Below are 26799 nucleotides of genomic sequence, written 5' to 3' on the forward strand. Positions count from 1 at the left end.
GATGATAAGGCTTTTCGACATATCCACGCTGGTGCTGATCGTTGTGCCTACCGGTTTGGCCAATGCGGAACCGGCGCAATTCGCAACGCCCGAATCCGCGGTCTCGGCTTTGGTCACTGCGCTCGAAACAAGTGACGAGGCCGAGTTGCTGCAGATCTTCGGTCCTGAGAACGCGGATATCGTCTCCAGCGGCGATGCGGAGGAGGACCGTCAGATCTGGGGCGATTTCCTGCGCGATGTTCGGACCGTCCACCGCATCGAGTTGGTCGATGATGACCGCGCCACGCTTTACGCCGGTCGCGATTTCTGGCCGTTTCCGGCGCCGCTGGTACTCGCCGATGGTACGTGGAGCTTCGATGCCGATGGCGCGCGGGAAGAGGTCCAGATGCGGCGTATCGGTCGCAACGAACTGGCCGCAATCGACATATTGCGCCGGGCGCCTGAAATCCAGGCGGAGTATCGGCGGACGGACCACGACGCAGACGGGGTGCTGGAGTTCGCGGCCTCGATCCTGTCCAGCCCCGGAACGCGAGACGGGCTCTATTGGCCCGACGAACCGGATGGCGAGCCAAGTCCATTCGACGAAACGCTCGCCCGCTCCAGTTTCACCGGATACAGCCTCGACGGCGAAGACCGCGCGCCGGAGCCGTTCGAAGGGTATTACTTCCGCATCCTGCAAGGGCAGGGAAGCAACGCTCCGGGAAGCGCCTACAGTTACATGGTCGCGGGCAACATGGTCGCCGGACACGCGCTTGTTGCCTATCCAGCGGTCTACGGCGACACTGGAATCATGAGTTTTCAGGTGAGTGAGGCGGGGATAGTCTACCAAGCCGATCTGGGCGAGGAGACGTTGGAACACGCCGCCGCAATAGATCTTTTCGATCCGACCGAAGATTGGGTGCAGGTGGACGACGAGTAACCGGAAGTCGAGTTTGATGGTGCGCCGCGCCGCCCCGGTCAAAGAGCCGGGTCGCCTGTCCCCTCGCAGCGCGTTGTCGTCCCGGAAATCGACCATGTGCTTGATCGAGAGAGTTGCGGACAGGAAGGTTCCCTTAAACCGTATCTTGGGCGTTGGTTTGCGCCGCAGCTTGCCGAGCGGTCCGTGATTGATCGTTCTATTCTCAGATTGCGCGGCACCTGACTGCGCGTTGTTCAGACATACCTGGAGTGGCATGCAGGGCGACACCCCGAGGCGCACCGGTGCCGAAGGGGGGCAACTCCGGGCGACGCAGAGCGGGCGAAGATGGGCTGAAATGCTAGAGTAGGGGAGGGGTGGGTTGTCCGACCAGCAGGGGCTTTCCACCCGTCGGTCTTCTTATTGCCCCTGAACTCCGCCACTCGTCGGTGCATCCCTCGGCACAAGCCGATCCGGCTGGACGTGGACCAGCCGTTGACAACAGGCGTCGGCAAAGAACCCCCGAGGAGGTTGTTGGTGGCAAGTCGCTGAAATTGCGGTAGCGTTGTATGGAGGCCTACGACGGTCGCACTTGGCATTGGCAAGCCGCGGCATTGGCCGATTGCGTCAAACGGGGGAGGGTGTGACGTGTCAGGGATCGAGCTGTTGGCGCCACTGGATGGTGTGATCGTTCCGCTTGAGCAAGTACCCGATCCGGTATTCGCGGGAAAGATGGTTGGCGACGGCGTCTCGATTGACCCGTTGAGCGAGGTGCTCGCCGCGCCCTGTCCGGGAACGGTCTCGCAACTGCACAGTGCCGGCCATGCCGTGACTCTGACAACGCCCGACGGTGTGGAGGTGATGCTGCACATCGGGCTCGACACCGTTATGCTGAAGGGCGAGGGATTCGCCCCCAAGGTCAAGGAAGGCCAGAGCGTCGTTGCGGGCGAGCCGCTGATCGCTTTCGACGCCGATTTCGTCGCGCTCAACGCTAAAAGCCTGCTGACCCAGGTGATCGTGACCAACCCCGAGAGGATTGCCGGCATGAGTCCCGCCAAGGGGCATGTGACCGGCGGCAAGGACGTTCTGCTGTCGCTGGAACTGAGTGCAGGGGCGGAAGACGAGCAGAAGGACACATCGGGCGACGTCGTCGTTTCTGATGCGATTGTCATCCCGAACACCTCGGGATTGCACGCCCGGCCTGCCGCGGTTCTGGCCAATATGGCCAAGAAGTTCGAGTCGCGGGTGACACTGCGGCGCGGGGACGATCAGGCCAACGCAAAGAGCGTGGTCTCGGTCATGCGGCTGAACCTTGAACAGGGCGCGAAAGTGGTTCTTGTCGCCGAAGGCCCCGACGCGGCCGATGCAGTGAACGCGCTGGCCCCGCAGATAGCCGCCGGGCTGGGCGATGAGGGTACGCCCCCTGCACCCGCTCCGGCAACGACCGAGATCCGCCGAGTTGCGGCGCCGGTGCCGCGCCCGCGAACCGACGATCCGAACCTCATCCTTGGCGTTTCCGCTTCTCCCGGTCTCGCGGTCGGGCAGGTCTTCCAGTTGCGCCGGGACGAAATCGACGTGCCGGAGACCGGCGGCGCTCCGAATACCGAACGGCGAAGGCTGGACGATGCGATTGACGCGGCGATGGTGCAACTGGAGGCATTGCAGGCCGAACTTCACGCCCAGGCCGACCCGGCCAAGGCCGCGATCTTCGCCGCCCATCAGGAGTTGCTCGACGATCCTGACCTTATCGACGTTGCGGCCAGCGCTATCGCGAAAGGCAAGGGGGCCGAATATGCTTGGCAGCAGGCCTATACATCGCAGGCCCTGCAACTGGAAGCGCTCCCCAACGAGCTACTTGCGGCCCGCGCGAGCGATTTGCGCGACGTTGGCCGCAGGGTGCTGAGTATTCTCACCGGGCGCCCACTGGATCAGCCCGATCTTCCGGAGGGAACGATCCTGATTGCGGAGGATCTGACCCCTTCGGATACGGCAAGCCTCGACCGCGAGCGGGTTCTCGGGTTCTGCACGCTGGGCGGCGGTGCGACCTCGCATGTCGCGATCCTGGCCCGCGCGCTCGATTTGCCGGCCGTGGCGGGCATCGAGCCCCGGGCACTGGAAGTGCCGCCCGGAACGACCGTGGTGGTAGATGGCGCGCGCGGCCAGCTGAGGCTCAATCCCGATGAGGCGGAAGTCGAACGCATCCGTACCGCCAAGACCCGGGCCGAAGCAAAACGCAAAGCCGATATCGCGGCGGCACGACACCCGGCGGAAACCTCGGACGGGCACCGGGTGGAAGTCGTCGCAAACATCGGCGGTGTGGCCGATGCCGAAGAGGCCCTTGGCCTGGGCGCCGAAGGTGTCGGGCTTCTACGGTCGGAATTCCTGTTCCTCGAAAGCGCAACCGCGCCGACCGAAGACGACCAGACGGCGATCTATCAGGACGTTTCGGACGCCCTGGAACAGGCGCCGCTCGTCATCCGGACGCTCGACGTGGGCGGCGACAAGCCGTTGCCCTATCTGCCGCTCCCGCGCGAGGAAAACCCGTTCCTCGGGGTGCGTGGCGTCCGACTGGCCATAGACCGGCCCGAGATCCTGCGCACGCAGATTCGCGCGATCCTAAGGGTTTCCGGCAACCAGCGGCTGGGCATGATGTTTCCGATGGTCTCGTCGCTGGACGAGTTCCGCGCGCTCCGGGGCGTGGTCGAGGAGGAAAGGGAAGCCGTCGGTCGCGCCGAACCGATCCAGGTCGGTATTATGGTCGAAGTTCCCTCGGCGGCGGTCATGGCCGAGCAGTTCGCCAGGGAGGCGGACTTCTTTTCGGTCGGGACCAACGACCTGACCCAGTACACGCTGGCGATGGATCGCGGTCATCCGAAACTTGCGCCAAGGGCCGATGCAATGAACCCGGCGGTTCTGAAACTCATCGCGCACACGGTTGAAGGCGCCCACGCGCACGGCCGCTGGGTCGGTGTCTGCGGCGGCATCGCAAGCGATCTGCAGGCGGTGCCAATCCTCGTCGGGCTCGGCGTTGACGAATTGTCGGTGAGCGTGCCGGCTCTGCCGTCCATCAAGGCGGCGGTACGACAGTACTCGCTGGCAGAGTGCCGTTCCCTGGCGGAACGCGCCCTTCAGAGTGACAGCGCCGCGGAAAACCGTGCGCTCGTTCCCCTCGACTACTGATCCAGGAGCAGAGACATGGCTTCCAAGTTGATCGACCGCAGCTTCGGCACCCTTCAGAAGGTCGGGAAGGCACTTATGCTGCCGGTCTCCGTGCTCCCGGTTGCCGGCATTCTGCTCGGCGTCGGCTCGTCCATCGCCGGCGCAGAAAACCTCGCACCGTGGCTGATCGAGATCGGTCGGATCATGGCCGCTTCGGGCGGTGCCGTCTTCACCATCCTGCCGCTCATCTTCGCCATCGGGGTGGTTCTGGGTTTCACCGACAACGACGGTGTGGCCGCCCTGTCGGCGACGGTTGGCTATTTCGTGCTGATCGCCGCGCTGGGCGTGATGGGCCTGCTGACGATCAAATGGTTCTCGCCGGTCGAACCAGTCACTTTCGGCGACCAGACCGCCTACATCGAGTTCGACAGCGGACGGCAACGTTTCACCTGCCTCGATGCGGACGGACGGACTCTGGAAAAGTTCCGAATAGATGACATCGCGGGGGAAACCGCCACTTGTGGCGGCATCTCGGTTCCTTTTGTCTTGCAGGATGGTGTGGCGCAATTCGACAGCGGTGATGGCGCCCTGCAGCCGTTTCCGGCGTCGCAGAGCCGCGCGGAGATAAAGCAGATCTTCGGTATGGAATCGATCGATACCGGCGTCTTCGGCGGCATCCTGATCGGGTTGATCGCCGCCGCGCTGTTCAACCGCTTCTTCCGGATGAAGTTGCCGCCCTACCTCGGTTTCTTCGCAGGAAAGCGATTTGTACCCATCATCACGTCTTTCGCCGCCATCGGGCTGGCGGCCGTTCTAGCCCTGATCTGGCCACCGATCGGCGCAGCGATCCGGGATTTCGGCGACTGGGCCGCCTATGGGAACCCGGCCTTCGCGGTCACGATCTACGGCCTCGTGGAGCGGTCGCTTCTACCATTCGGCCTGCATCATATCTGGAACGTGCCGTTCTTCTTCGAGGTCGGCTCCTATACCACGCCGGACGGCACGACGGTACATGGTGTGATCAGCCGCTTCTTTGCCGGCGACAGCGACGCGGCCATTCTCGGCGGCGGCTTCATCTTCAAGATGTTCGGATTGCCGGCGGCGGCATTCGCTATCATCCACACCGCGAAGCCAGAGAACCGGGCGCGCGTGTCGGGGATCATGGTCTCGGCCGCACTGACCTCTTTCCTGACCGGCATCACCGAACCGCTCGAGTTCGCCTTCCTCTTCGTCGCGCCGGTGCTATACGCGGTCCATGCCGTCCTGGCGGGGCTGGCGTTTCTCGTGACCTATCTGTCCGGGGCGCGACTGGGCTACTCCTTCTCGCACGGCTTCATCGATTTCGCGCTGTTCTGGGTGAACAATGTCCGACCCTGGATGGTCTTCATCATCGGGCCGATATTCGCGGCGATTTACTACGTCACGTTCCGCTTCCTGATCGTCCGCCTCGATCTGAAGACACCGGGTCGGGAGGAGCAGGAGGTCGATACTCTCCAGGCGCGGGCGGGGGCGGCCGACCAGATGGCCAGGGAACTGGTGCTGGCCTTCGGCGGGCGGTCGAACATCAAAGGGCTCGACGCCTGCATCACGCGGCTGCGGATCGAGGTCGCGGACGTCACCAAGGCGGATCAGGACAAGCTAAAGGCCCTTGGTGCTGCAGGTGTCGTGCAGGTTGGGAACAACCTCCAGGCGATTTTTGGCCCCCAATCCGAAAACCTGATGACCGACATGCGCGAGTATCTAAAGACCGCCGGCGACGAGGCGGAATTGCCTGCGGGAGCCGCCGCGCCGAGGGTCGTGTACAAACCGGACGCCGCCAAGCCCCGTGTCGCGGATCCGCACGCCGCAGAGAAGGCACGTACGATACTGGCCGCACTCGGAGGTGCCAGCAATGTGCAACTCGTCGAAGCCTGCGCGGAAACACGACTGCGTGTTTCGCTGCGCGACCCGGCGCAACTCGACACGGGCGGTTTGGCAATGGCCGGCGTCGGTGGCGTTCAGCAACTCGGCGATGGAATCCTGCATCTGCTCGTCGGCCTCAATGCCGAGCAGTTTGCAGGGGAATTGAAGGGCGCGATGGCAGCCTAGTTTCGCACTGCACTGGCCTCATCCGCATGCGGTGTATCGTGGTGGCGGAGACGGACGGCGCCGCAATCGGCAAATTTACACCCGAGCATCCCGTCGGCGTCGGAAATCGCAGATGACAGGACGAGCAAGGCCCCAACGATTTGGCCACACCTTCTTGCGCGCGTTGGCGAGTATCCCAGACCCACCCGACCGGCCGATCGCATTTCGTCTTGTCACTCGGCAATCGGTCGCAACGGGGATTACCGTGCGGGATGGTACTGGGGATGCCCGAAAGAGCGCCCGCCCATACGGGTTGAAGCTGTTCACGCGCTCGTCAGAGGGAGGCTTCGCCTGGCAACAAGCTCTGCAGGCAACCGCACGTGTGGTTCTTGTCGCGCTTCTGCTCGATGTTGCCTGCCAGATCTGGATCCTGCGCGCTTTCTATTTGGGAAGGGCGTTTGGTATCGCGTTCGCGCTCGGTCTGCTGCCTTATTCACTGTTTCGTGGACCCGCCACCAGGATCGCACGTCGTTGAGCCGGCCGATTTGGCGGCCCGCCTGAATGACCGTGTTTGACTCAGAGGAGGCCAGCGACAGCGGATCACATGTGAACATCCGAAGTCGCAACGTGATCTCTCGCGTACGTTGGGTCAAAGAGGGAGCTTGAACGGGGCAGGGGAGCTCGTGTCATCTCGAGACTACAACCGACGACCCATTCAGGTCTTTCCGGACTAGCGGTCAATTGCGCCGCGAACACGGGCCGGCCAAATGACCACAGCCAGTTTCGATCCACGTCTCTCGGTCGTCCGGCGCAAAATTGAGCTGTCCACAAGTGACAGCAACGTCGAAACTCCGCAAAGAACCTCGATTACGTTTGTTCAGCACGGCCCCCTCCGAAGATCGGGGAACGATTGTCTGTTCGTGAAGCAAAAAACGTCTCGTCATGCTTTCCGGGCTAGACCCCCCGCTTGGGGTGTGCCCCTTAAGGCCGATGCCCCGTATCAATGGGCGCCAGATGAACACCGTGACGTTCGGCAAGGACCGCGGTGAATGCCTTGAGTTCCTCGGTCTGACGCGCGTGGTCCCAGTCGAGCGCCTGCGCTGCTATCCCGCACACCGCTTCGCAAAGAGGCTGGTCGAGCTGACCGGTGATGGCGAGCGCAGTGCGACGCAGCAGGATGTCCTCGAGATGCACGACACGTTCGTTCCGAGCGATCCAGTCGATTTCCGCCCGGCTGAATTCCGAAGCTGCATCGACAAATTCGGGCGCCGCGCCTTCCGCCTGGGCGATAAGCCGTGCCGTCGTGCCATAGCGGTCCAGCAGCGTGGAAAGGCGGTCCGGCAAGGCGCCGGTGTCGCGCGCCGCATCGCTCAGCCAGGCCGCCCGCGCCTGCGCGTCGGTCGGCATATCGGCGCCCCCGCCGATGGGCATCTCGTCGGTGCTCTGGCGGCGGGTTTCGCCAAGCCGTTCCAGGACGAGATCGGTGATCTCCGCCGAGAAGGCGCGGAAGGTGGTCCATTTGCCGCCGACAAGCGAGATCACCGGGAAGGGCCGCCCGGGCGCCGGTTCCGTGACCGGCGCGGAATGGTCCCGGCTGATGAGGCCGGGTTCTACCCCTTCGGAATTGGGCAGCGGGCGGATTCCGGCATAGGCATAGACGATCTGGCCGGGGTCGAATTCCAGCCCCGGCAGCAGCTCCCGCAGGCTTTCCATGAAATAGCCGATCTCCTCCTCGGTGCAGGTGACCGCGTCGGGATTGTCGGCGGGAATGTCGGTGGAGCCGACGAGCGCCTTGCCGCGATAGGGGAAGACGAGGAGGATACGGCCGTCATCGGCTTCGAAATAGATCATCCGGCCGTTCAACTGCGCCAGCAGCGCGGGGTGATCGAGCAGGATATGTGAGCCCTTGGTGCCGCCGATCAGCCGGGTCTCGATGCCGAGCCGCGCATTCACATGGTCGATCCACGGGCCGCCGGCATTGACGACGAGCTTCGCGGTGACAGCGCGGGTCCGGTCTTCGCTCGTGGTCAGCTCCAGTTGACCGTCCTGCTGTCCAGTGACGGAGGTCCAGTTTGTCGCCTCCGCCCCGGGGCTCAGGCCGAGACCGTCCTTCACGAGCTCCAGGATGAGCCGTTCGGGAGCGTCGACCATGGCGTCGTAATAGGTGCCGAGCGCGACGATCCGGGGGGTGAGCGCAGGAACATCCGCCAGTGCCGTCTTGCGCCCGACCATCCCGTGGCGCGGCATCACCCGGGCGCGGGCGCCGTAGAAATCGTACATCGCCAGCCCGGTCTTGATCAGCAGCGCGCCGCGGCTGCGCGGGGCGGTGGTGGAGCCAAACAGGGTGCGCAGCGCGGCCCAGATCCCCTTGGTCCAGGAATAGATCGGGATCATGGTGGGCAGCGGTTTCACCAAATGTGGGGCGTTGCGCAGCAGCAGGTTCCGCTCATAGGTCGACTCGGCCACCAACCGAAGCTCCCCGGTTTCGAGATATTTCAGCCCGCCGTGGATCAGGCGCGAGGGCGCAGCGCTTGTGCCAGAGCCGAAATCGCCCTTGTCGACGATCAGGCAGCGGAGGCCCTGTGCGCAGAGATCGCGAAAGAGCCCGGCGCCATTGACGCCAGCACCGATGATGACGACGTCGAAAGCGTCCGCGGTGTTGTCAGGCATGATGGCCTCCCCGGTCCAGCCTCTCCAGCGCGTTCAGCCGTTCCCATGTGGCGGGCAGGCTGTCGGCGACCTCGCGGAAGGCGGCATAGCGCGCCTCGTAATGGGCCGAGCGCTCCGGGGAGGGGGAGTAGGTCGTCGCCATGGCGTCGAGGTCGCGCGGGTCGGCATCGAAACGCGCGAAGGCGCCGACCGCCGCGCCGGCGCAGAGGGCAGCCCCCCAGGCCGCGGCCTCGTCGGTCTCGCTCACCGTCACATCCATGCCGAGAATGTCGGCGAAGAGGCGCGCGACGGTTGGGTTGCGGGAGGCGCCGCCGGTCAGCCGCGCCTCGGCGCCGCCGAAGGCCTCGCGCAGCGCGTCCACATGCTGGCGGTGGTTGAAGGCCACGCCTTCGAGAAGGGCCGCCAGAACGTCGCCGCGCCCATGCCAGCCGCGCAGGCCCAGGAAGCCCGCGCTCGGCACCGCGCCGAAGGGCGAGCCATAGAGATAGGGGTGGAAAAGGATCGGGGAGGGGCGCTCCAGCGCGGCGTCGATCTCGGGCGCCAGCACGGCGTGGATGCTGGTGCCGTCGGCCGCGGCCTGCGCCCGCTCGGCGGCGCAGAACGTATCCAGGAACCAGTCGTAATTGGTGGTCGAGGCGGGCGAGATCGACATGTTGTTCCAGAGCCCCGGCTCGACCGCGTTGCGGCAGAACCAGCGCGGGTCGGTCCTGGGGGCGGTGGAGACGGCTTCATTGATCGAATAGGTCCCGGCCACGATGCCGACCACGCCGGTGCAATGGGCGCCGATCCCGTGCACGGAGGCGGTGACATCATGCAGGCCGGCGGCCACGGGCGTGCCGGCTTTGAGCCCGGTCGCGGCGGCGGCCGCTTCGGTGACCACGCCGATGATCTCGGCCGGGTGCGCGACCTCGGGCAGGGCGGGGCGCAATTGGCTCAAGCCGAAGAGATCGAGTGCGGCGTCGGAAAAGCGCTGGCTGTGCACGTCGGTGAAAGAGGTGCTGGCCTCGGTCCGGTCGGTGCCGATACTGCCGCTCAGGCAGAAGCGCAGCCAGTCCTTGCAGGCGAGGATATGGCTGATGCGCGCGAAGCGTTCCGGCTCCTCGCGCGCCATCCAGGCCAGCAGCGCCGAGGGGGCGGAGACATGGGGCGCCTGCCCGGTGAGCTCAAGGCTCTTGCCGCTGGTCCCGTCCGCCTCCCATTCCGCGACAATGTCGATGGCGCGGCTGTCGAGCGAGAGGATGCCGGCGCCGAGCGGCGCGCCCTCCCGGTCGAGCACATAGACCCCGTCGCCATGGGCGGTCGCGGCGACCGAGAGGATATCGGCCGGGTCGGTCTGGCTCGCGGCGAGCACATCGCGGATGGCGGAGGCGGTCTGCCGCCAGAGATCGTCCATATCGCGCTCGACCTTGCGCGGCTGGGGTTTGAGCTGTGGGACGTTTCGGCGGGCGACGCCGAGTTGGCGTCCGGAAAGATCGAAGATCACGGCCTTGGTGACGGTCAATCCGCTGTCGATGGCCAGGATACGTCCCATGATGGCGCAACTCCCTTTCTGGATATCGAGTGCCGGGGCGTTGGGAGGGAGAGGACGCCCCGGCCGGACTCGATCATTCAGCCCGCCGGACGACTGCCCGACGGGTTGGCGATCAAGACTTGTTGTATTTCGCGTCCACCTCGTCGATCGCGTTCACATTGCCGGCGGAGCGGCCTTCGGGATCGAAATCCATGGTGTTGTTCAGGAAGGCATCGGCGATGGCCTTGGCCAGTTCGCCGCCGATCACGCGGGCGCCCATGGTGATGATCTGGGCGTTGTTCGACAGCGCCGCGCGCTCGGCCGAATAGGTGTCGTGGCACTGGGCGGCGCGGATGCCGGGCACCTTGTTGGCCGACATGGCGACGCCGATGCCGGTGCCGCAGCAGAGGATGGCGCGGTCGTATTTGCCAGCCAGCACCTCATTGGCAACGCGGTCGGAGAGGTTGGCATAGAACGGGTCGAGATCGGTGCCCGTCCGCGAGATCTCGGAGACCTCGTGGCTCTTGGCGAGATAGTCTGCGAGGATCTTGGCGAGGGGTTCTCCGGCGCTGTCGCCGGCAACTGCGATTTTCATGATAGCTCTCCTTGAGGATTCAGGGGATCAGAGGGTTGCGGCGCATTTGGCGAGGATGTCGAGATAGCCTTCGACATTCCAGGCCGAGCGCCCGATGAAGAGCCCGTCGATATGCGGACAGGCGATGAGTTCCTCGCAATTGCCCGGATTGACCGAGCCGCCATAGAGGCAGGGGATACGCCGCCCGAGCACGTCTTCGGCCACGGCGATGATCTCGGCCTGACGCGCATCGGCATAATCCGAGGTTGCGGGGATGCCGTTCACGCCGATGGCCCAGACCGGCTCATAGGCGAGCAGGATCGGCGCCGATTTCTGCGCGGCGTCGAGCTTGCCGAGGGCGCCGCGCACTTCTGCTTCCAGCACCTCCTGCGCGCGGCCGGATTCGCGCTCCTCCAGCGTCTCGCCGATGCAGATGAGCGGGATCAGCCCGTGGCGCACCGCGGCTTCGGTCTTCAGCCCGACCGTCTCGTCGGTCTCGCCGAAATGGGCGCGGCGCTCGGAATGGCCGAGCTCGACGATGTCGAGATTGCAATCCGTGAGCATCAGTGGCGAGACTTCACCGGTCCAGGCGCCGGCATCGTCCCAATGCATGTTCTGCGCGCCGACCTTCACGGAGGTGTCGGCGAGGATCTTCTTCACCTCGCGCACGGCGGTGAAGGGCGGGATCACGAAGCGCTGGATGCGTTCGTCCCGCCCGCCATCGGCGGCAGCAAGCGCGGTCGCGAAGTTTTCGGCCTCGGCCAGCACCTTGTTCATCTTCCAACTCGTGCCGATCCAGACTTGCGGCAGGCTCATAGTTCTGTCTCCTTTGCATCCGCCACCGTCAGGGCCAGCCCGGCGCCATCCATGGCCGCCCTGGCCGCCGCGGACGGGGGCTCATCGGTGATGATCGTGTCGAATTCGTCCAGCACTGCCAGCTTGTGCAGCGCGGTGCGGTCGAACCGCTGGTGGTTGACCAGCAGGCAGCGCTTGACGGCGGAGGCCATCATCGCCCGCTTGGCGCGCACCACGGCGTCATCCATGTGGAAGGCCTCCAACCCCGAGACGGCCGGGCTCGAAATGAAGGCAAGATCGGCGCGCAGGCCCGCCAGCGCGGTCTCGGTCAGCGTGCCGAAGAATGCGTTGAACTTTGCCGAATAGGTGCCGCCAAGCGCGATCAGGGTGATGCCGGGCTCGGCGCGCAGCGCGTCGATCACCGCGGCATTGTTTGTGATGATCGTGAGCGGGGCGCGCTGCACCAGCCGCCGGCCCAGCAGCGCGGCCATGGAGCCGTCATTGACCATGACCGTCATGCCTGGCTCCACCAGTTCCATCGCCGCCTCCGCCATCGCCGCCTTGGCCTCGGTGCCCTGGCGCTCACGGAAGCGGAAATCGCTCTCGAACTGGGTGCTGGCCTCGATGGTCGCGCCGCCACGGACCTTGCGCAGAAGGCCTTCGCCCTCCAGCTCGTCGAGATCGCGGTGGATGGTCATCTTGGAGACGGCAAAGCGGGTGGCGAGGTCGTCGAGACCCACCTCGCCCTGGTTGACCAGCAATTCGATGATCGCGCGCTGACGGTCGTTGCGTTTCACCGAAATAGCCTCCCAATGCTGTCGCATGCCGTAACATGCGCCTCCGTGACCGAACATATGCCATAACAAAAATCACTTCTCAAGTGTGATTATTGTGATTTTATGTTGTGATTTTTGCCAGTGAGGTGTAATCGACAGCCAGAAATGGAGGATGGACCATGCCGAAAGATTCGCCCCAGGTCGTCGATATTCAAGCCAAGGCCGGCCTGAACCCCGAGAACTTCGCCCTTGCCAATTGTATTCGCGCATTGTCGATCGACGGGGTCGAAGCCGCCAATTCGGGCCACCCGGGTGCACCGATGGGCATGGCCGATGCCGCCACGGTGCTGTTCCGCAACCACCTGAAATTCGATGCCTCCGCACCGGACTGGCCGGATCGCGACCGCGTTGTGCTGTCGAACGGCCATGCCTCGATGATGCTCTATTCCCTGCTGCATCTGACCGGCTACGAGGACATGTCCATCGAGCAGGTTCGGAACTTCCGCCAACTCGGCTCTAAAACCGCCGGCCACCCGGAATATGGCCATGCCAAGGGGATCGAGACCACGACCGGCCCACTTGGCCAGGGGCTCGGCAATGCGGTCGGCATGGCGCTGGCCGAACGCGCGCTAGCCGGTGAATTTGGCGCGGATCTGGTCGATCACCACACCTATGTCTTCCTCGGCGATGGCTGCCTTCAGGAAGGGATCGGGCAGGAAGCGATCTCGCTGGCCGGCCATCTCGGCCTCGGCAAGCTGATCCTGCTTTATGATGACAATGGCATCACCATCGACGGGCCGACCTCGGTCTCCTTCTCCGAAGATATTCCCGGCCGTTTCACCGCCTGCGGCTGGCATGTGCAGAGCTGCGATGGCCATGACGCCAATGCGCTCGATGCCGCCATCGCAGCGGCCAAGGCCGAGACCGGTCAGCCCTCGCTGATCGCGATGAAGACGGTGATCGGCTTTGGCGCCCCGAACAAAGGCGGTACCGAAGGTTGTCACGGCTCACCTTTGGGCGCGGCCGAAGCCGCCGCTGCCAAGGAAGCCCTGGGCTGGACCGCGGCAGCTTTCGAGATCCCCGAGGATCTGGCCAAGGCCTGGCGCGAGATCGGCAGCCGCGGCGCCTTTGTGCGCGCCGAGTGGGAAAGCCGCCTCGCCGCCGCGGACCCGGCCAAGCGCGCCGAGTTCGACCGGCGCATGGCGCGCGCGCTGCCGGCGGCTTTCGACACCGCCGTCACCGAAGCCCGCGCCGCGCTCTTTGAAGCGCCGCAGAAAGTGGCCACCCGCAAGGCCAGCCAGATGGCGCTGGAAGCCCTCGCCCCCGCGCTGCCGGAGCTGATCGGCGGCTCGGCGGACCTGACGGGCTCGAACCTCACCCGCGTCGAGGCGGTGGACAGCCAGTATAGCCGCGAAACCCCGGGCCGCTACGTTGGCTACGGCGTGCGGGAATTCGCCATGGGCGCCGCGATGAACGGCATGTTCGCTCATGGCGGGCTGATCCCTTATGGCGGCACTTTCATGGTGTTCTCGGATTATGTCCGCAACGCGATCCGCCTCTCGGCGTTGATGGAGCTTGGCACGATCTATGTCATGACCCATGATTCCATTGGGCTCGGCGAGGACGGCCCGACCCACCAGCCGGTCGAGCATATGGCCGCGCTGCGGGCGATGCCGAACCTGTTGGCCTTCCGCCCCGCCGATGCGATGGAAACGCTGGAATGCTGGGAGATCGCGCTGCGGTCGAAGAACCGGCCCTCGCTGCTGGCGCTTTCCCGCCAGGGCGTGCCGCAATTGCGGGTGGACGCCGGCGCGGAGAACCTCTCGGCGCGCGGTGCCTACGTCATCAAGAGCTTCGGCGAGGGGCGCGACGTGACGCTGCTCGCCACCGGTACCGAGGTGAGCCTCGCGGTGGAGGCAGCCGAAAAATTGGCCGCAGACGGGCTCGGCGCTGCCGTGGTCTCGATGCCGAGCTGGGAGCTCTTCGAGGAGCAGGACGCAGCCTATCGCGCCGAAGTGCTGGGCGACGCCCCGCGCGTGGCCGTGGAAGCCGCCGGCAAGTTCGGCTGGACCCGCTATGTCGCCAGCGAGGCGGATGTGATCGGCATGGAGACGTTTGGCGCTTCGGGGCCCGGCCCGGAACTCTATGAGCATTTCGGCATCACCGCGGAGGCGATCATCGCCCGCGCCAAGGCCCTGACGGGAAACTGACGAAGGAACAGGAGGAGCTAAGATGAAAAGCGCACTGGACCAGTTGCGAGACATGACCACCGTGGTCGCCGATACCGGCGATGTGGCGGCGGTGAAGACCTATGCCCCGGTGGATTGCACGACCAACCCCTCGATCGTGCTCGCTGCGCTCAAGGACCCGGCCTCCGAAGCGCTCACCGCGCGGGAGATCGAGGCGGGCAAGACAGCCGGCAAGAGCACCGAAGAGCTTGCCGCAACCCTGACCGTCGCGGTCGGGGCGGAACTCACCAAGCTCGTGCCCGGCCGGGTCTCGACCGAGGTTGATGCCCGCCTGAGCTTCGACACGGAGGCCTCCGTGGCGCGCGCCCGCGCGATCATTGCCGATTACGATGCGCGCGGCATCGGCCGCGAACGCATCCTGATCAAGCTCGCCTCGACGTGGGAAGGAATTCGTGCGGCCGAGATCCTCCAAAAGGAAGGAATCGACTGCAACCTGACGTTGCTCTTCTCCATGGCGCAGGCGGTGGCCTGTGCCGATGCAGGCGCTTTCCTGATTTCGCCCTTCGTCGGCCGCATCACCGATTGGTACAAGAAGGCGCAAGGCGTGGACGGTTTCGCGCCCGAGGAAGATCCCGGCGTTCTCTCGGTTCGCCGCATCTACGACTACTACAAGTCCAACGGGATCGACACTGTGGTCATGGGGGCCTCTTTCCGCAATGTCGAGCAAATCAAGGCGCTTGCGGGCTGCGATAACCTCACCATTGCGCCAAAGCTCCTCGACATCCTTGCCAAGGACGAGACCGCCCTGCCGCGGGTCCTGTCGCCGGAGACGGCGAGCGGCGCAGCCCCGATCCCGATGGAGGAGGCGACGTTCCGCTGGGAGATGAATGCCGATGCCATGGCCACCGAGAAACTGGCCGAAGGCATCCGGAATTTCGACGCCGACCACCGCAAGCTCATCGCGATGGTCGCGGAGAAGATGTCAGCCTGACGGGTCTGGATACGTGCGTTCGGCGACAGGGTCGCCGGGCGCGCGCCGCGTCCGTCACAGCAGCGCTTCCGAGGGCTAATCCCCAAGAAGCGCCCGGGCCGTGCCTTCATCGGTGATCAACCCGCTGAGCCAGCCGCTTTTCAGGACCGCGCGGATGGCGCCGAGCTTCTCGTGCCCGCCGGCGAGAGCGACGATATTGTCCTCTCCATCCTCGCGGAAAGGTACCGAGAGCGTTCTCGCGGTCAGAGTGGTTTCGAGCCTCTTGCCATTGGCATCGAAGAAATGCCCCAGCAATTCTCCGACCCCGCCGACCTCCGCGATCTCCTCGATTTCGCTTTGTTCGATCATGCCGGATGCGACGAGTTGGGTATCGGTATCCACGGTGCCGATGCCGACCAGCTTCAGCGGCGCTGCCTCGGCCATCCCGAACACGTCAGAAACCCCTTTTTGGGACAACAGCACTTCCCTGTCTTCAACCGTATTCGCAAAGAAGGGTACCGGCATCACATAAGCATGGGCGCCGGTCTTTTCGGCCAGAAGATGCATCACGTCATGCGGGTTGGCCGAGAAGTTCCGCGTCAGCCCGCCCAACAGCGAAACGAAGCGCATTTTCCCAACGTCAATTCGTGGCAGGTTGCGAACTGCGGCGGCGAGTGTGCGACCATGGCCGATGCCGATGGTCGAGATCTCGCCGGATTCGAGACGTCGGCGGATGAAGGCCGCGCCGGACATCCCGAGCGCACGCAGCGGAAGACCCTCCTCGCCGAGATCGGGCGCTACGCGACATGTGGCCAGTCCGAAACGCTCGCACAGTTCCGCCTCAAGTTCGAGGCATTCGACGATTTCCCCGTCGATTGAGACTTTCACCGCACCCTCGGCCACTGCACGAGCGATCAGCCGATGCGCCTTGACCGATGGCACGCCCAACTTCTTGGCGACTGCGGATTGTGTCAGCCCGCCAACATAGTGGAGCCACGCGGCACGTATCGCCAGATTGCGCTCGCCATCGGATCTCGTTCTGTCTCGGGCCATCTATCGTCGTTACCTCACATTGGCGGTATCGTGTCCCGGCCGACACGGCGCTGCCTCGGGCTTTCCATCACATCCCTTGCCCTGCTTCAACCAGTGGACTCATGCTCCCGCGCGTCGCAAACCGCATAGGGCCTCGGAATTGACGGCGGTTCAGAGATTCAGATCCTGAGTGCCGGTGTCGATATGCGGTGCCCAGAAGGCGACGCTCTCCGCGATCTGCGGGATAACTTCGCGGTCATTCGGCTCGCGTTCCTTGAAGCTCAGCTCCAAGCAAATCTCATTGTCCACCGCGCCGCCTTCGGCAAAGGCGGCCAGCAGGGGTTCCGGCTGGATCCGGCCCTTGGCATTGAACTCGGCGGTGAAGGGACGGTGGCCGCCCTTGTCCATCAGGCTTTGCTTGATGTGGATGATCGGCGAAACCTTCGGGACCGCGCGGGCCCAGGCGTATGGGTCGAAATCATCGGGATTTTGCGAGGTCACGTCGCCATGGTCGATGTCGGCCATCATCCACATCGGTATCGCCATGTCTTCGGCCGAAAGGCGGTCCTGGAGTTCCATGCAACTTGCAATCGTGTCGCCAAATTCGCGGCCGACGCTCATCGGCTCCCAGAAGACGAACTCGAGCCCGGCCGCCTTTCCATGCTCAGCAACCTCGGCCCAACTGTCGATGGAAATCCGGATCAGTTCTTCGCGCCGCGCCGGATCGTCGAAGTCCCGATAGGTGAAGATGGCGAACTGGGTGCCGACCGACGTGCCGCCGAGATCGGCTGTGATGTCGGCGAAGGTCTTGAACCAGTCGATGTAGTAGCCGCGCACGTCGCGGTCCGGGTGCCCGAAATGGTTGAGCCGCCCATAGGGGCCGGTCATGCCGGAGGTGACGCGCGCGCCGGTGCGCGCGAGCGCGGCTGACATGTCGCGCGTCAACCGGCGGATCACCGGCGCGGGCCAGGACGGGTTGATGAACTCATGCGTAAGTTGGATATCGCGCAGGCGGATCTCGCGGGCGACGGTCTCGATGAGATCGTCAGGCTCGGCGAAACGATTGACCAGCGGGTTGGTGTTGAGTGAGAGCGTCAAGCCCATCTCACGCCGCCTCCGCTTCCCGCGCCTCGAACCATTCGGCAAACGCGGCCTGCTCGGCCTCGCTCAGATGCAGGATGTGTTTGGTGCGGCGCCAGAGGATGTCCTCGACTGTCTTCGCCCATTCCTCGCGGATGAGATAGCGTGCCTCGGCCTCGTAAAGATCGCCTCCGAAGTGACGTCCGAGTTGGGCAATGGAGGTCGCATCACCGACAATCCGCGCAATCCGCGTGCCGTAAACCCGGGCATAGTGACGCCGGAGCGACATGGGCATCCATGGATAGTCCTGCTTGAGCTTGTTGCGGAAGGCCTCGAAATCGGCGTTTTCCATGTCGCCGCCGGGCATCGGCGCGCCCTCGGTCCAGTCCGGACCCATCTGCGGGAAGAACTTGGCGATCCGTTTCAACCCGCGCTCGGCCAGCTCGCGATAGGTGGTGATCTTGCCACCGAAGATGTTCAGCAGCGGCGCGCCGCCGGTTTCGTCGATGTCGAACACATAATCGCGGGTCACTGCCGAGGGGTTGCCCTTGCCGTCGTCGAAGAGCGGCCGGACCCCGGAGAAGCTGACCAGCACATCGTCGCGGGTGAGCTTTTCCTTGAAGTAGCGGTTGCAGGCCGCGATCAGATATTCGATCTCGTCCTCTTCGCATTTCACATCGTCGGCGTTGCCCTCATAGGAGATATCGGTGGTGCCGATCAGCGCCTTGTCGCCTTCGTAGGGGTTGATGAAGATCACCCGCTTGTCGGTGTTTTGAACGAGATAGGCATTGTGCGTGTCCCAGAACTTGGGAACGATGATATGCGAGCCCTTCACCAGCCGGACATTGCGTTTCGAGTTCGCTCCGGCGACGCGGTTGATCACATCCGTGACCCAGGGGCCGGCGGCGTTGATCACCATCTTCGCCTCGAACTCGCGTTCCTCCCCGGTCATCGTATCGCGTGTGGTCAACCGCCAGGCACCACCCTCGCGGCGGGCGGAGACGCAGGGCGCGCGGGTCAGCACGGTCGCGCCGTGTTCCTTGGCGTCGAGCGCGTTTATCAGAACCAGACGTGCATCGTCGACCCAGCAATCGGAGTACTCCAGGCCCCGGCGATACTTGTCGATGATTGCAGCGCCTTCGGGGTCGCGCCGCATGTTGAGCCGCCGCGTACCGGGGAGCCGCTTTCGCCCCCCGAGGTGGTCATAGAGGAAGAGCCCGAGCCGGATGAACCAGAAGGGTCGATCCTCTGGCGAGTGGGGAAGGGCGAAGCGCAAAGGCCAGATGATATGCGGCGCGGCATTCATCAGCACCTCGCGTTCGATAAGTGCCTCGCGCACCAGACGGAATTCGTAATACTCAAGGTAGCGCAGCCCGCCATGAACGAGTTTGCCCGAACGCGAGGACGTTCCCTCGCCCAGATCGTCCTTTTCACAAAGCACGACGCTCAATCCCCGACCGGCGGCATCCCGTGCGATCCCGGCTCCGTTGATACCGCCGCCGATCACAAAGAGGTCGACCTTTGGAATATCCGTCATCTGCTTTCTCCCGTCACCGCGCGTGGGCGCGGCCTGTCGTTTCGTCCGCTTCCGTCAACCGTTGCAAGCGCGCATGGCGGCGAGCCCGTCCCAGACCGGCTCTAGGCCGATCCGCGCGTCGCGATAGGCGGCGAAGAGGTTGTCGTAGATTCCGACCAAGGCGCGGTCGGGGCTTTCGGGGGCGCCCAGCAGGGGCGTTGTCCATTCTGCGATGCAGTCGTACATCGTGGCGTAAGCGCCGATGGCCACCGCGGCCATCATCGCACAGCCTGCGGCACCAGCCTCTTCGCGCGAGGAAACCCGGACGGGCGTGTCGAGCGATGCGGCGAGAACGCGCCGGAGTGCGGCGGAACGGGCAGCGCCGCCGGTGATGCGCAGCTCGCTCGGCATGTCGCCCATTGCCGCGTAACAATCCCGCGCCGCCATTCCGAGCCCTTCGATCACCGCGCGCAGCAGGTCCGGGAACCGATGGTTGGCGTTGAAACCGGCGAATCCGGCCCGGGCGTTGGCATTGACGAAGGGGCCGCGTTCGCCGGCCTCCGAGATATAGGGGTGGTAGATCACCCGCCCGGGGCGCGCGCGTTCCATCCAGCCGTCTATTCGTTTCACCAGATCGGCGTGGTCCGGCTCTGGGCCGAATTCGGCGGCAAGGCTTCCGGCAAGCGACAGTGCCCAATCGACATTGAGCGTCGCGGCCATGTTTGTCTGGACCTGGGTTACGAGATTCGGGACCGGCAGGCAGATAACATAGCCGGTGCCTTCGGCGTTGAGATGCACGCCCTCGGTTGCCACGGCGCGCATGTGTACGCCGGTCGAACCGATGGTCGAACAGGCGGCGCCGGGCGTGCCGGTATGCACACCCGCACCAAGCGCTGTCATCACCATATCCACATAACCCAATGACACCGGCGTGCCTTCGAGCAGCCCCGTTTGGGCGGCGGCCTCTGCCGAGAGGGGGCGTGTTTCCCGACTGCCGTCAAGCACTTCGGGCAACAAGTGCCTGCGATGAGCGAGGCCAAGTGAATCGATCACCGTTTCCGAGTAGTCCCGGGTACGGAAATCTCCGAAGGTGAAGCTCAACTCCGAAGGATCGGTTGCCCGTACACCGGTGAGATTGAGAAACAACCAGTCCTTGCAGTGCAGCGCCACTTCGGCGGCATCGAGCAGTTCCGGGCAGTGGCGGTCCATATGCGCCATCTGGCTGCCTTGCTGACAGGTGTTGAGCCCAGTGCCGGTTGCTTCGAACCTGGCACGGTCGGTCGGTTTCGCGGCAAGCGCGCTGACGGTCGGCGCGGCGCGGGCATCGAGCCAGATCCATGCATCGGCAACGGCCTCGTTGCCTTGCCCGGCAAGCCACGTTCCGTCGCCCTGTGCCGTCACGGCGATTGCGGCCACGCGCGGCGCGAGGTTGTCGATTTTTTCCTGCAAACCACGCAGGGCAACGACGCAATCGCTCCACGTTCGCGGCATGGATTGTGTGACCGCGCCGTTCTCGGCAGAGTCATAGGCGTTTCGCACCGCGGATATCTCGATCTGGCGCCCTGAAAGGTCAAATGCGACGGCCTTCAGGACCGACGTGCCAGCATCAATTCCGATGATGATGTCGCTTTCGGCCATCATCCAAACTCCTCCCAGACCGGCGCCTCCAAACGCGAATCCGTAGCCGTGAACCGGTCGATTCTCCGCCCTTTCGAGGGCTCTTCGCCGTGCTTGCGATGCTGGAATGCATCGGCGCGGACGAAGCGGGCGTGGCCCGAAGCAGCGGTTTTCTTCTACCGAACTTCTTAGCACGCTTTTTTTGAAATGGGTGATTTTTTTTGCAGACAGAGTAAAAATTTTCACCTATGGTTGGATCACCCTGAGGCAGTTCTGACCGTCCCCAGGGAGCCTCGAAGGGTGGTTGCGGTGGAGCGCACAGCCTGACGGAAGAGGCAACGGGAGGAGATCGGCCAAGCAACGCGACGCATCGAGTGGCCTTCTTCTAAAACATGATTAGCAGCGCCTTTTCAGGCGGTTGCAGGAATGAAGCCAATGCCCCCGGCGCTCGCATTCGGGCTCGGGAGGTTATGGCCGCAGATGAGGGCGGTTCGACATGGTGGCAACCGAATCCAATGGACGTAAGGCTGCAAGGACCGGCCGGAAGAAATGGATCTTCGGGGCGATAGTCATTGTCGTCCTTGCCGCGATCGCGCTGGACACGAAAGTGGTGACGATCGGCGGTGAGGAAGACCTGCGGCAGCAGGCCTTCAATCCCGACCGCTATGGGGCGGAGCAATTCCCGCGCATCCGCGACAATGCGGTCGAGCGCGCGCCGGACGCCGTCCAACTCGCCACTGAACTCGCCGAGGACAAAAAGGCGGCGATGGAAAAATACGGAACGCCCACGAGCATCGGCGCGGTGATGCCGGTGACGCTGACCGGTGTCGTCGGCGAGGGCAAATCCGGCATTTTCTACGTCGCGCCCGAAGGTCTGCCCGAAGGCACCAAGATCCGGGTTCAGACTGGCCCAGCAATCAACGGCACCGACCTTCGTGATTTTCCCGGCGATATCGCCTTTGGACAATTCAAGAACCAGATCGAGTATCAAAACGCTGGCGCCGGCATCAACAGGGCGATGGCTGCCGAACTGCTGGCGGATCTCGACCGAGACAGCCTGTCCGGCAAGACGGTCACGCTTACAGGCGTGTTCAACCTGATCAATCCGAAGAATTGGCTCATCACCCCCGTTGCATTCGAGGTGAATCAATGACCGAGCAATCGAGGATCGACATCGGCAACGGGAGTCCCGCGGCAACGGATGTGGTGCTTTCCGCCCGGGATGTCTCAAAGTCCTGGGGTGCGGTCAAAGCCCTGAAAAGCGTGAACTTCGACGTTCACCGCGGCCAAGTGACGACATTGTTCGGAGAGAATGGTGCCGGAAAATCGACCCTCATGAAGATCCTTTCCGGGGTTTACCAGCCCACATCGGGCGAGCTTCTGCTCGAAGGCAATACCATCACCCTGGACTCGACCGTCGAGGCGCGCGATCACGGTATCTCGATCATCCACCAGGAGTTGAGCCTCGCCCCGAACATGAACGTGCGCGACAATATCTTCATGGGGCGCGAGATACCCGGACCCGCCGGTGTCGATTACGCAGAAGAAGAACGGCAGACGCGCGCCCTCATGAAGGAACTCGAAGAGGATATCGACCCGCGCACACCGGTCGAAGATCTGCGCCTCGGCCAGCAACAGATCGTGGAAATCGCCCGAGCGCTGTCCGTGAACGCACGCATCCTGATCATGGACGAGCCGACCTCGGCGCTCTCGGCTTCGGAAGTGGAAGTGCTCTTCAAGGTGATACGCGACCTGAAATCGCGCGGCGTCTCGATCGTCTACATCTCACATCATCTCGAAGAAGCGCTGCAGATCACCGACCATGCCGTTGTCCTGCGCGACGGTAACATGACGGCAAAGGCGCCGCGTTCCGATATCGACCTCGAGTGGATCGTCCGGAACATGGTTGGCGAGAACTTCGACCTCGGTTCGCCGCCGGAAGGTTACGAATTCGGACCCGTCGCGCTGGAACTGGACAATCTCTCGGTGCCCGCGCCGGGACGCAAGGGCTATTCGGTTGTCGACCGGCTGTCGCTCACGGTCCGGCAGGGCGAGATCGTCTGTATCTACGGGCTGATGGGCGCGGGCCGCACCGAACTGATGGAATGCGTCGCCGGCAGACTTCCGGCCTCGGGTGGCCGCGTTCTGCTGCATGGCGAAGATATCGCCGGGCTCTCCATTTCCCAGCGGATCGCGGAGGGGCTCGTGCTGACGCCGGAAGACCGGCAACGCGACGGGCTGGTGCAGACCATGACCGTGGGGCGCAACCTGTCGCTGGCCAGTATCGGAGATTTCACCAAGGGGCTTTTCACCTCGCGCAAGGCGGAAGAGGCGATCGTCGAGAAAATGATCCGCGAGGTTACGATCAAGACCGATGGTGGCGGGGCGGCCATCGGATCGCTTTCTGGCGGGAACCAGCAAAAGGTCGTGATCGGCAAGATGTTGGCGACGGGACCGGGCGTTGTCCTTCTGGACGAGCCGTCCCGCGGCATCGACATCGGCGCCAAGGCAGAGGTTTTCGGACTGTTGGCAAAAGGCGCGCAAGACGGGTTGGCGGTGCTCTTCTCGACCTCCGAGGTCAATGAGTGCCTGTCCATCGCGCATCGCATCATCGTCATGCACAAAGGCAAAATCTCGGCCGAGTTCGGCCCAGATGCCTCCAAGGAACAGATCATGGCCGCCTCGGGCGAAGTGGACCTCAAGCAGCACTTGGCCGGTACGTTCGGTCTTGGGTATTGCGAGGTGGTAAGCGATCTTCACCAGGACGAGTTGCCACTCGGCCCGCTTGGGCAGGCCGGTGGTGCCTTCATCGCAGAGCGGATCGCCGACAATCCGGACCTCGTGATCGGCGCCGGCCACGGACGCACGCTGCTCGCCTGCGTCGAAAACCTCCCTCAACGGCCGGCGCCGAACCTGACTGTGGTCTCGCTGATGGGCGGGCTGACGCAAAATGCCGACGCAAACCCGCATGAGGTCGTCCATCGCATGGCCGACATCACCGGTGCCAAGGCCGCGGCAATGCCCGTGCCGTTCATGGCCAACACTGCGACGGACCGCTCCGTTCTGCTCGAGCAGCGGGAAGTTGCACGCGCGTACGAGATGGCCCGAAATAGCGACCTGGTTCTCGCAGGGGTCGGGACCACGGTCCAGGAAGCGGAACTCGTGACTACCGGGATGATGGAGACTGCCGAGATGAAGGCCGTCGCCGAAGCCGGCGGCGTCGGTGAGATCCTGGGCCATTTCTTCGATGCGCAAGGCAGGCCAATCGAGACCGATGTCACCGAGCGCATTCTCACGCTGCCGCTCGACATCTTGCGCACACGCCGGATCGTCGCCGTCGCCGGCGGGCGGATCAAGGTGGAGGCGATCCGGGCGGTTCTAGCAAGCGGCCTGCTGAGCGGATTGATCATCGACGAACATTCGGCACGCGCCATCGTGGACATGGATCGGGAAGCCGAATCCGCCACGCTGCACTGAAACGGAGCAAGCACCATGACCGACGTCACAACTGACAAGAAGCGCGCAAATGGCGGGCTCGCGTCGCTCTTCGGCGAGAACTTCAGCATCGTCCACGTGCTGCTGGAGGGCCGTGCCTTCTTCGCGCTGATCGCAATTATCATCACCTTCTCGCTGCTGTCGCCGAACTACGCCACGATCGGGAATTTCCTGATCATGGCGAACCACGTCGCAATCTTCGGGTTGCTTGCAATCGGGATGCTCCTGGTCATCCTCAACGGCGGCATCGACCTCTCGGTCGGCTCGGTACTCGGTCTCTCGGGTGTCTTTGCGGGTTTTCTGCTTCAGGGTGTCGAACTGCAATGGGCAGGGGCAATCCTCTACCCGCCGGTCTGGGCAGTTGTCGTGTTGACCATTTCGCTCGGCGCCTTCGTGGGGGCGGTGAACGGGGTGCTGATCGCCTTTTTCAAGGTGCCCGCCTTCGTCGCAACGTTGGGCTCGCTCTATGTCGCTCGCGGCGTTGCTTTGCTGATGACCAACGGCCTCACCTATAACAACCTTTCCGGAGACCCTTCGCTCGGCAACACTGGCTTCGACTGGCTCGGGTTCAACCGCATCGCCGGGGTGCCGATCGGCGTGATCGTTCTCGCCGTGATCGCCGTCGCCACCGGTCTCATGCTCACGCGGAGTGCCTTCGGACGCTGGCTCTATTCGTCCGGCGGCAACGAACATGCTGCGGAACTGTCGGGTGTTCCCGTGAAGCGAGTCAAAATCATCGTCTACATGCTGTCTGGCGCCTGCGCCGCTATCGCCGGGCTGGTGCTGAGTTCGCAGCTCACGTCGGCTGGACCCACGGCGGGGTTCACCTACGAACTTACCGCGATTGCCGCGGTCGTGGTGGGCGGAGCTTCGCTGATGGGTGGACGCGGTACGGTGCGCGGCACGATGCTCGGCGCCTTCGTCATCGGTTTCCTGTCGGATGGTCTCGTCATCATTGGCGTGTCTTCCTACTGGCAGACCGTCTTCACTGGCGCAGTCATCGTTCTGGCCGTGATGCTTAACTCGATCCAGTACGGCGGAAAGGGCGGCCGCTAGGCTCCACCTTCGCCATACCGCAAGTTTTCGCGCTGTTGATTCGGAGGAGTCGCCTGGCGCGGGAAGCGCAGCCGGAAACCCGGCGCAATGCAACCAAGAGGGAGAGGACCCCAAATGATTAAAGTTACAAAACGTGCCCTGCTCGCTGCGGCCGCCGCTCTGCCCCTGATGGCGGGCTCGGTCTGGGCAGAGGGCCTGATGTCCATTATCGTGACGGACCCGGCAAACCCGTACTGGTTCACAGAGGGCGAGGTTGCCAAGGCAACCGCGGAAGAGCTGGGGTACGAGGCCAACGTGTCGGCGCATAAGGGCGACACGAATGTCGAAAGCAACCTGATCGACGCCGCCATCACCAACAAGTCCGCCGCGATCATCCTCGATCCAGCCAATGCCGACGGTTCCATCGGTGCGGTCAAGAAGGCGATTGATGCTGGCATCCCGGTGTTCCTGGTCAATGCCGAGATCAACGAAAGCGGGCTTGCGATCGGACAGCTCGTCTCCAACAACGCGCAAGGCGCCGCTCTGGGCGCTGTGCAATGGGTCGAGCTCGTCGGCGACGAGGCGAAATACGTCGAGTTCTTCGGCAACCCGGCCGACAACAACGCCGCGACACGCTCGAATGGCTACGAAACGGTGATCAGCCAGTATCCGGGCCTCGAAAAGGTCGCCGAGGAAGTGGCCAACTGGGACCGGACCCAAGGCTACAACAAGATGCAGTCGATCATCCAGGCGAACCCGGACTTCACAGCTGTGATCTCCGGCAACGACGAGATGGCCCTTGGCGCTATCGCAGCGCTGAAGGAAGCCGGCAAGCTAGGCGACGTGATCGTGGGTGGTTTCGATGGTTCGCCTGATGCCGTTGAGGCCATCAAGGCCGGCGAAATGGCATATTCGGTCCTCCAGCCGGTTGCCGTCTTCTCGGCCGAGGCCGTCAAGCAGGCCGATTACTACATCAAAAACGGCGAGCCGATGGTTGCAGAAGAAAAGCAGCTCTTCGACTGCCTGCTGATCACTCCGGACAACGTCGACAAGTACACGGGCCCGTTCGTGCTCTCGGAATGAACCGGTGAACTAGACCTTCAAAATGAGACGGGAGGCGTCAGCGATGGCGCCTCCTTTCATTTTCGGCTCTGCCGGTCGGTACGCGGCGCCGTCATGACAGAACAACGTGGTCTTCGACGGGGCAGGGGAGCCGACTATCCCTCCCGAATGACGAAACAAAAGCGGCTCAGTTCCTACATGTCATGCGGCGAAATTATCTGCCTGACAGACATGCAGAGCGTCCGGTTGCCGCTGTCGCGGCGGAACGTCGAGCCTATGCCGCGCGAGCGCTGCACGGACGTCGCCGGAGCAGGTTGCGGGCATTGTCGGCGAAGTGGTCGTATCCGCTCAAATCTC

18 protein-coding genes are annotated in these 26799 nt (G+C 63.8%); 9 read left to right on the forward strand and 9 right to left on the reverse strand.

The window, feature by feature from the left end; genetic code table 11:
• Position 1 precedes the first annotated feature (1 nt).
• The 3 genes from ARC39_RS04990 to ARC39_RS05000 all read left to right on the forward strand — a co-directional run bounded on the left by ARC39_RS04990 (position 2) and on the right by ARC39_RS05000 (position 6142).
• Positions 2-919 carry a DUF2950 domain-containing protein gene (locus ARC39_RS04990; RefSeq protein WP_149866313.1) on the forward strand — a complete coding sequence of 306 codons (918 nt, stop codon included), beginning with the start codon at positions 2-4 and terminating at the stop codon, positions 917-919.
• A gap of 624 nt (positions 920-1543) precedes the next feature.
• Entirely contained in the window at positions 1544-4075 is a 2532-nt protein-coding gene (ptsP, locus tag ARC39_RS04995; protein ID WP_068110942.1) for a phosphoenolpyruvate--protein phosphotransferase, read from the forward strand.
• 15 nt (positions 4076-4090) lie between these two features.
• Positions 4091-6142 (forward strand): PTS sugar transporter subunit IIBC, encoded by a 2052-nt coding sequence (locus tag ARC39_RS05000; RefSeq protein WP_068110946.1) that lies wholly within the window; start codon positions 4091-4093, stop codon positions 6140-6142.
• A 960-nt stretch (positions 6143-7102) separates the two neighbouring features.
• Here the strand turns inward: ARC39_RS05000 and ARC39_RS05010 are convergent.
• The 5 genes from ARC39_RS05010 to ARC39_RS05030 all read right to left on the reverse strand — a co-directional run bounded on the left by ARC39_RS05010 (position 7103) and on the right by ARC39_RS05030 (position 12467).
• Positions 7103-8791 (reverse strand): glycerol-3-phosphate dehydrogenase/oxidase, encoded by a 1689-nt coding sequence (locus tag ARC39_RS05010; protein WP_068110952.1) that lies wholly within the window; start codon positions 8789-8791, stop codon positions 7103-7105.
• Positions 8784-10322 (reverse strand): FGGY-family carbohydrate kinase, encoded by a 1539-nt coding sequence (locus ARC39_RS05015; protein ID WP_068110955.1) that lies wholly within the window; start codon positions 10320-10322, stop codon positions 8784-8786. The genes ARC39_RS05010 and ARC39_RS05015 overlap by 8 nt, the downstream gene beginning before the upstream one ends.
• A gap of 112 nt (positions 10323-10434) precedes the next feature.
• On the reverse strand, positions 10435-10896 hold the full coding sequence (derI, locus tag ARC39_RS05020) for a D-erythrulose-4-phosphate isomerase (RefSeq protein ID WP_068110958.1): 462 nt from the start codon (positions 10894-10896) through the stop codon (positions 10435-10437).
• Positions 10897-10923: 27 nt separating this feature from the next.
• On the reverse strand, positions 10924-11691 hold the full coding sequence (locus ARC39_RS05025; RefSeq protein WP_201455715.1) for a triose-phosphate isomerase: 768 nt from the start codon (positions 11689-11691) through the stop codon (positions 10924-10926).
• A complete protein-coding gene (locus tag ARC39_RS05030; protein WP_068111662.1) occupies positions 11688-12467 on the reverse strand; it encodes a DeoR/GlpR family DNA-binding transcription regulator in 780 nt (259 codons plus the stop codon). The genes ARC39_RS05025 and ARC39_RS05030 overlap by 4 nt, the downstream gene beginning before the upstream one ends.
• 158 nt (positions 12468-12625) lie before the next feature.
• On the opposite strand from ARC39_RS05030, the gene tkt reads away from it, so the two are divergent.
• Both tkt and tal read left to right on the forward strand, forming a co-directional pair.
• Positions 12626-14656: a transketolase gene (tkt, locus tag ARC39_RS05035; RefSeq protein WP_078059082.1), complete on the forward strand. Its 2031-nt coding sequence runs from the start codon at positions 12626-12628 to the stop codon at positions 14654-14656.
• A gap of 22 nt (positions 14657-14678) precedes the next feature.
• The gene (tal, locus tag ARC39_RS05040; RefSeq protein WP_068110961.1) at positions 14679-15626 is read left to right on the forward strand and encodes a transaldolase; all 948 of its coding nucleotides are present in this window, start codon (positions 14679-14681) and stop codon (positions 15624-15626) included.
• Positions 15627-15701: 75 nt separating this feature from the next.
• Here tal and ARC39_RS05045 read toward each other — a convergent pair whose 3' ends face one another.
• The 4 genes from ARC39_RS05045 to ARC39_RS05060 all read right to left on the reverse strand — a co-directional run bounded on the left by ARC39_RS05045 (position 15702) and on the right by ARC39_RS05060 (position 20874).
• Entirely contained in the window at positions 15702-16658 is a 957-nt protein-coding gene (locus tag ARC39_RS05045) for a sugar-binding transcriptional regulator (protein WP_068110963.1), read from the reverse strand.
• A gap of 150 nt (positions 16659-16808) precedes the next feature.
• Positions 16809-17741 (reverse strand): sugar phosphate isomerase/epimerase family protein, encoded by a 933-nt coding sequence (locus tag ARC39_RS05050; RefSeq protein WP_068110966.1) that lies wholly within the window; start codon positions 17739-17741, stop codon positions 16809-16811.
• Position 17742: 1 nt separating this feature from the next.
• The gene (locus tag ARC39_RS05055; protein WP_068110969.1) at positions 17743-19254 is read right to left on the reverse strand and encodes a glycerol-3-phosphate dehydrogenase; all 1512 of its coding nucleotides are present in this window, start codon (positions 19252-19254) and stop codon (positions 17743-17745) included.
• 54 nt (positions 19255-19308) lie between these two features.
• On the reverse strand, positions 19309-20874 hold the full coding sequence (locus ARC39_RS05060) for an FGGY-family carbohydrate kinase (protein ID WP_068110972.1): 1566 nt from the start codon (positions 20872-20874) through the stop codon (positions 19309-19311).
• Positions 20875-21346: 472 nt separating this feature from the next.
• On the opposite strand from ARC39_RS05060, the gene ARC39_RS05065 reads away from it, so the two are divergent.
• The 4 genes from ARC39_RS05065 (at position 21347) to ARC39_RS05080 (ending at position 26463) form a co-directional block, all read left to right on the forward strand.
• Complete coding sequence (locus ARC39_RS05065) at positions 21347-22003, forward strand: DUF2291 family protein (RefSeq protein ID WP_149866314.1); 657 nt, start codon at positions 21347-21349, stop codon at positions 22001-22003.
• The gene (locus tag ARC39_RS05070) at positions 22000-24327 is read left to right on the forward strand and encodes a sugar-binding domain-containing protein (RefSeq protein WP_078059083.1); all 2328 of its coding nucleotides are present in this window, start codon (positions 22000-22002) and stop codon (positions 24325-24327) included. Before ARC39_RS05065 ends, ARC39_RS05070 begins: the two co-directional genes overlap by 4 nt.
• A gap of 15 nt (positions 24328-24342) precedes the next feature.
• The gene (locus tag ARC39_RS05075) at positions 24343-25401 is read left to right on the forward strand and encodes an ABC transporter permease (protein WP_068110975.1); all 1059 of its coding nucleotides are present in this window, start codon (positions 24343-24345) and stop codon (positions 25399-25401) included.
• Positions 25402-25515: 114 nt separating this feature from the next.
• Positions 25516-26463, forward strand: a complete 948-nt coding sequence (locus ARC39_RS05080; RefSeq protein ID WP_068110977.1) for a D-ribose ABC transporter substrate-binding protein — start codon at positions 25516-25518, stop codon at positions 26461-26463.
• Positions 26464-26799 lie beyond the last annotated feature (336 nt).

This window comes from Tropicimonas marinistellae (assembly GCF_001509585.1).
Lineage (GTDB): Bacteria > Pseudomonadota > Alphaproteobacteria > Rhodobacterales > Rhodobacteraceae > Tropicimonas > Tropicimonas marinistellae.

Excerpts from the sequence above, each read along its gene's own strand:
- ARC39_RS05080 (WP_068110977.1), top strand. The coding sequence starts at position 25,516 with ATGATTAAAGTTACAAAACGTGCCCTGCTCGCTGCGGCCGCCGCTCTG.
- ARC39_RS05065 (WP_149866314.1), top strand. The coding sequence starts at position 21,347 with ATGGTGGCAACCGAATCCAATGGACGTAAGGCTGCAAGGACCGGCCGG.
- ARC39_RS05025 (WP_201455715.1), bottom strand. The coding sequence starts at position 11,691 with ATGAGCCTGCCGCAAGTCTGGATCGGCACGAGTTGGAAGATGAACAAG.
- tal (WP_068110961.1), top strand. The coding sequence starts at position 14,679 with ATGAAAAGCGCACTGGACCAGTTGCGAGACATGACCACCGTGGTCGCC.
- ARC39_RS05070 (WP_078059083.1), top strand. The coding sequence starts at position 22,000 with ATGACCGAGCAATCGAGGATCGACATCGGCAACGGGAGTCCCGCGGCA.
- tkt (WP_078059082.1), top strand. The coding sequence starts at position 12,626 with ATGCCGAAAGATTCGCCCCAGGTCGTCGATATTCAAGCCAAGGCCGGC.
- ARC39_RS05060 (WP_068110972.1), bottom strand. The coding sequence starts at position 20,874 with ATGATGGCCGAAAGCGACATCATCATCGGAATTGATGCTGGCACGTCG.
- ARC39_RS05000 (WP_068110946.1), top strand. The coding sequence starts at position 4,091 with ATGGCTTCCAAGTTGATCGACCGCAGCTTCGGCACCCTTCAGAAGGTC.
- ARC39_RS05045 (WP_068110963.1), bottom strand. The coding sequence starts at position 16,658 with ATGGCCCGAGACAGAACGAGATCCGATGGCGAGCGCAATCTGGCGATA.
- ARC39_RS05015 (WP_068110955.1), bottom strand. The coding sequence starts at position 10,322 with ATGGGACGTATCCTGGCCATCGACAGCGGATTGACCGTCACCAAGGCC.
- ARC39_RS05055 (WP_068110969.1), bottom strand. The coding sequence starts at position 19,254 with ATGACGGATATTCCAAAGGTCGACCTCTTTGTGATCGGCGGCGGTATC.
- ARC39_RS05050 (WP_068110966.1), bottom strand. The coding sequence starts at position 17,741 with ATGGGCTTGACGCTCTCACTCAACACCAACCCGCTGGTCAATCGTTTC.
- ARC39_RS04990 (WP_149866313.1), top strand. The coding sequence starts at position 2 with ATGATAAGGCTTTTCGACATATCCACGCTGGTGCTGATCGTTGTGCCT.
- ARC39_RS05010 (WP_068110952.1), bottom strand. The coding sequence starts at position 8,791 with ATGCCTGACAACACCGCGGACGCTTTCGACGTCGTCATCATCGGTGCT.
- derI (WP_068110958.1), bottom strand. The coding sequence starts at position 10,896 with ATGAAAATCGCAGTTGCCGGCGACAGCGCCGGAGAACCCCTCGCCAAG.
- ARC39_RS05075 (WP_068110975.1), top strand. The coding sequence starts at position 24,343 with ATGACCGACGTCACAACTGACAAGAAGCGCGCAAATGGCGGGCTCGCG.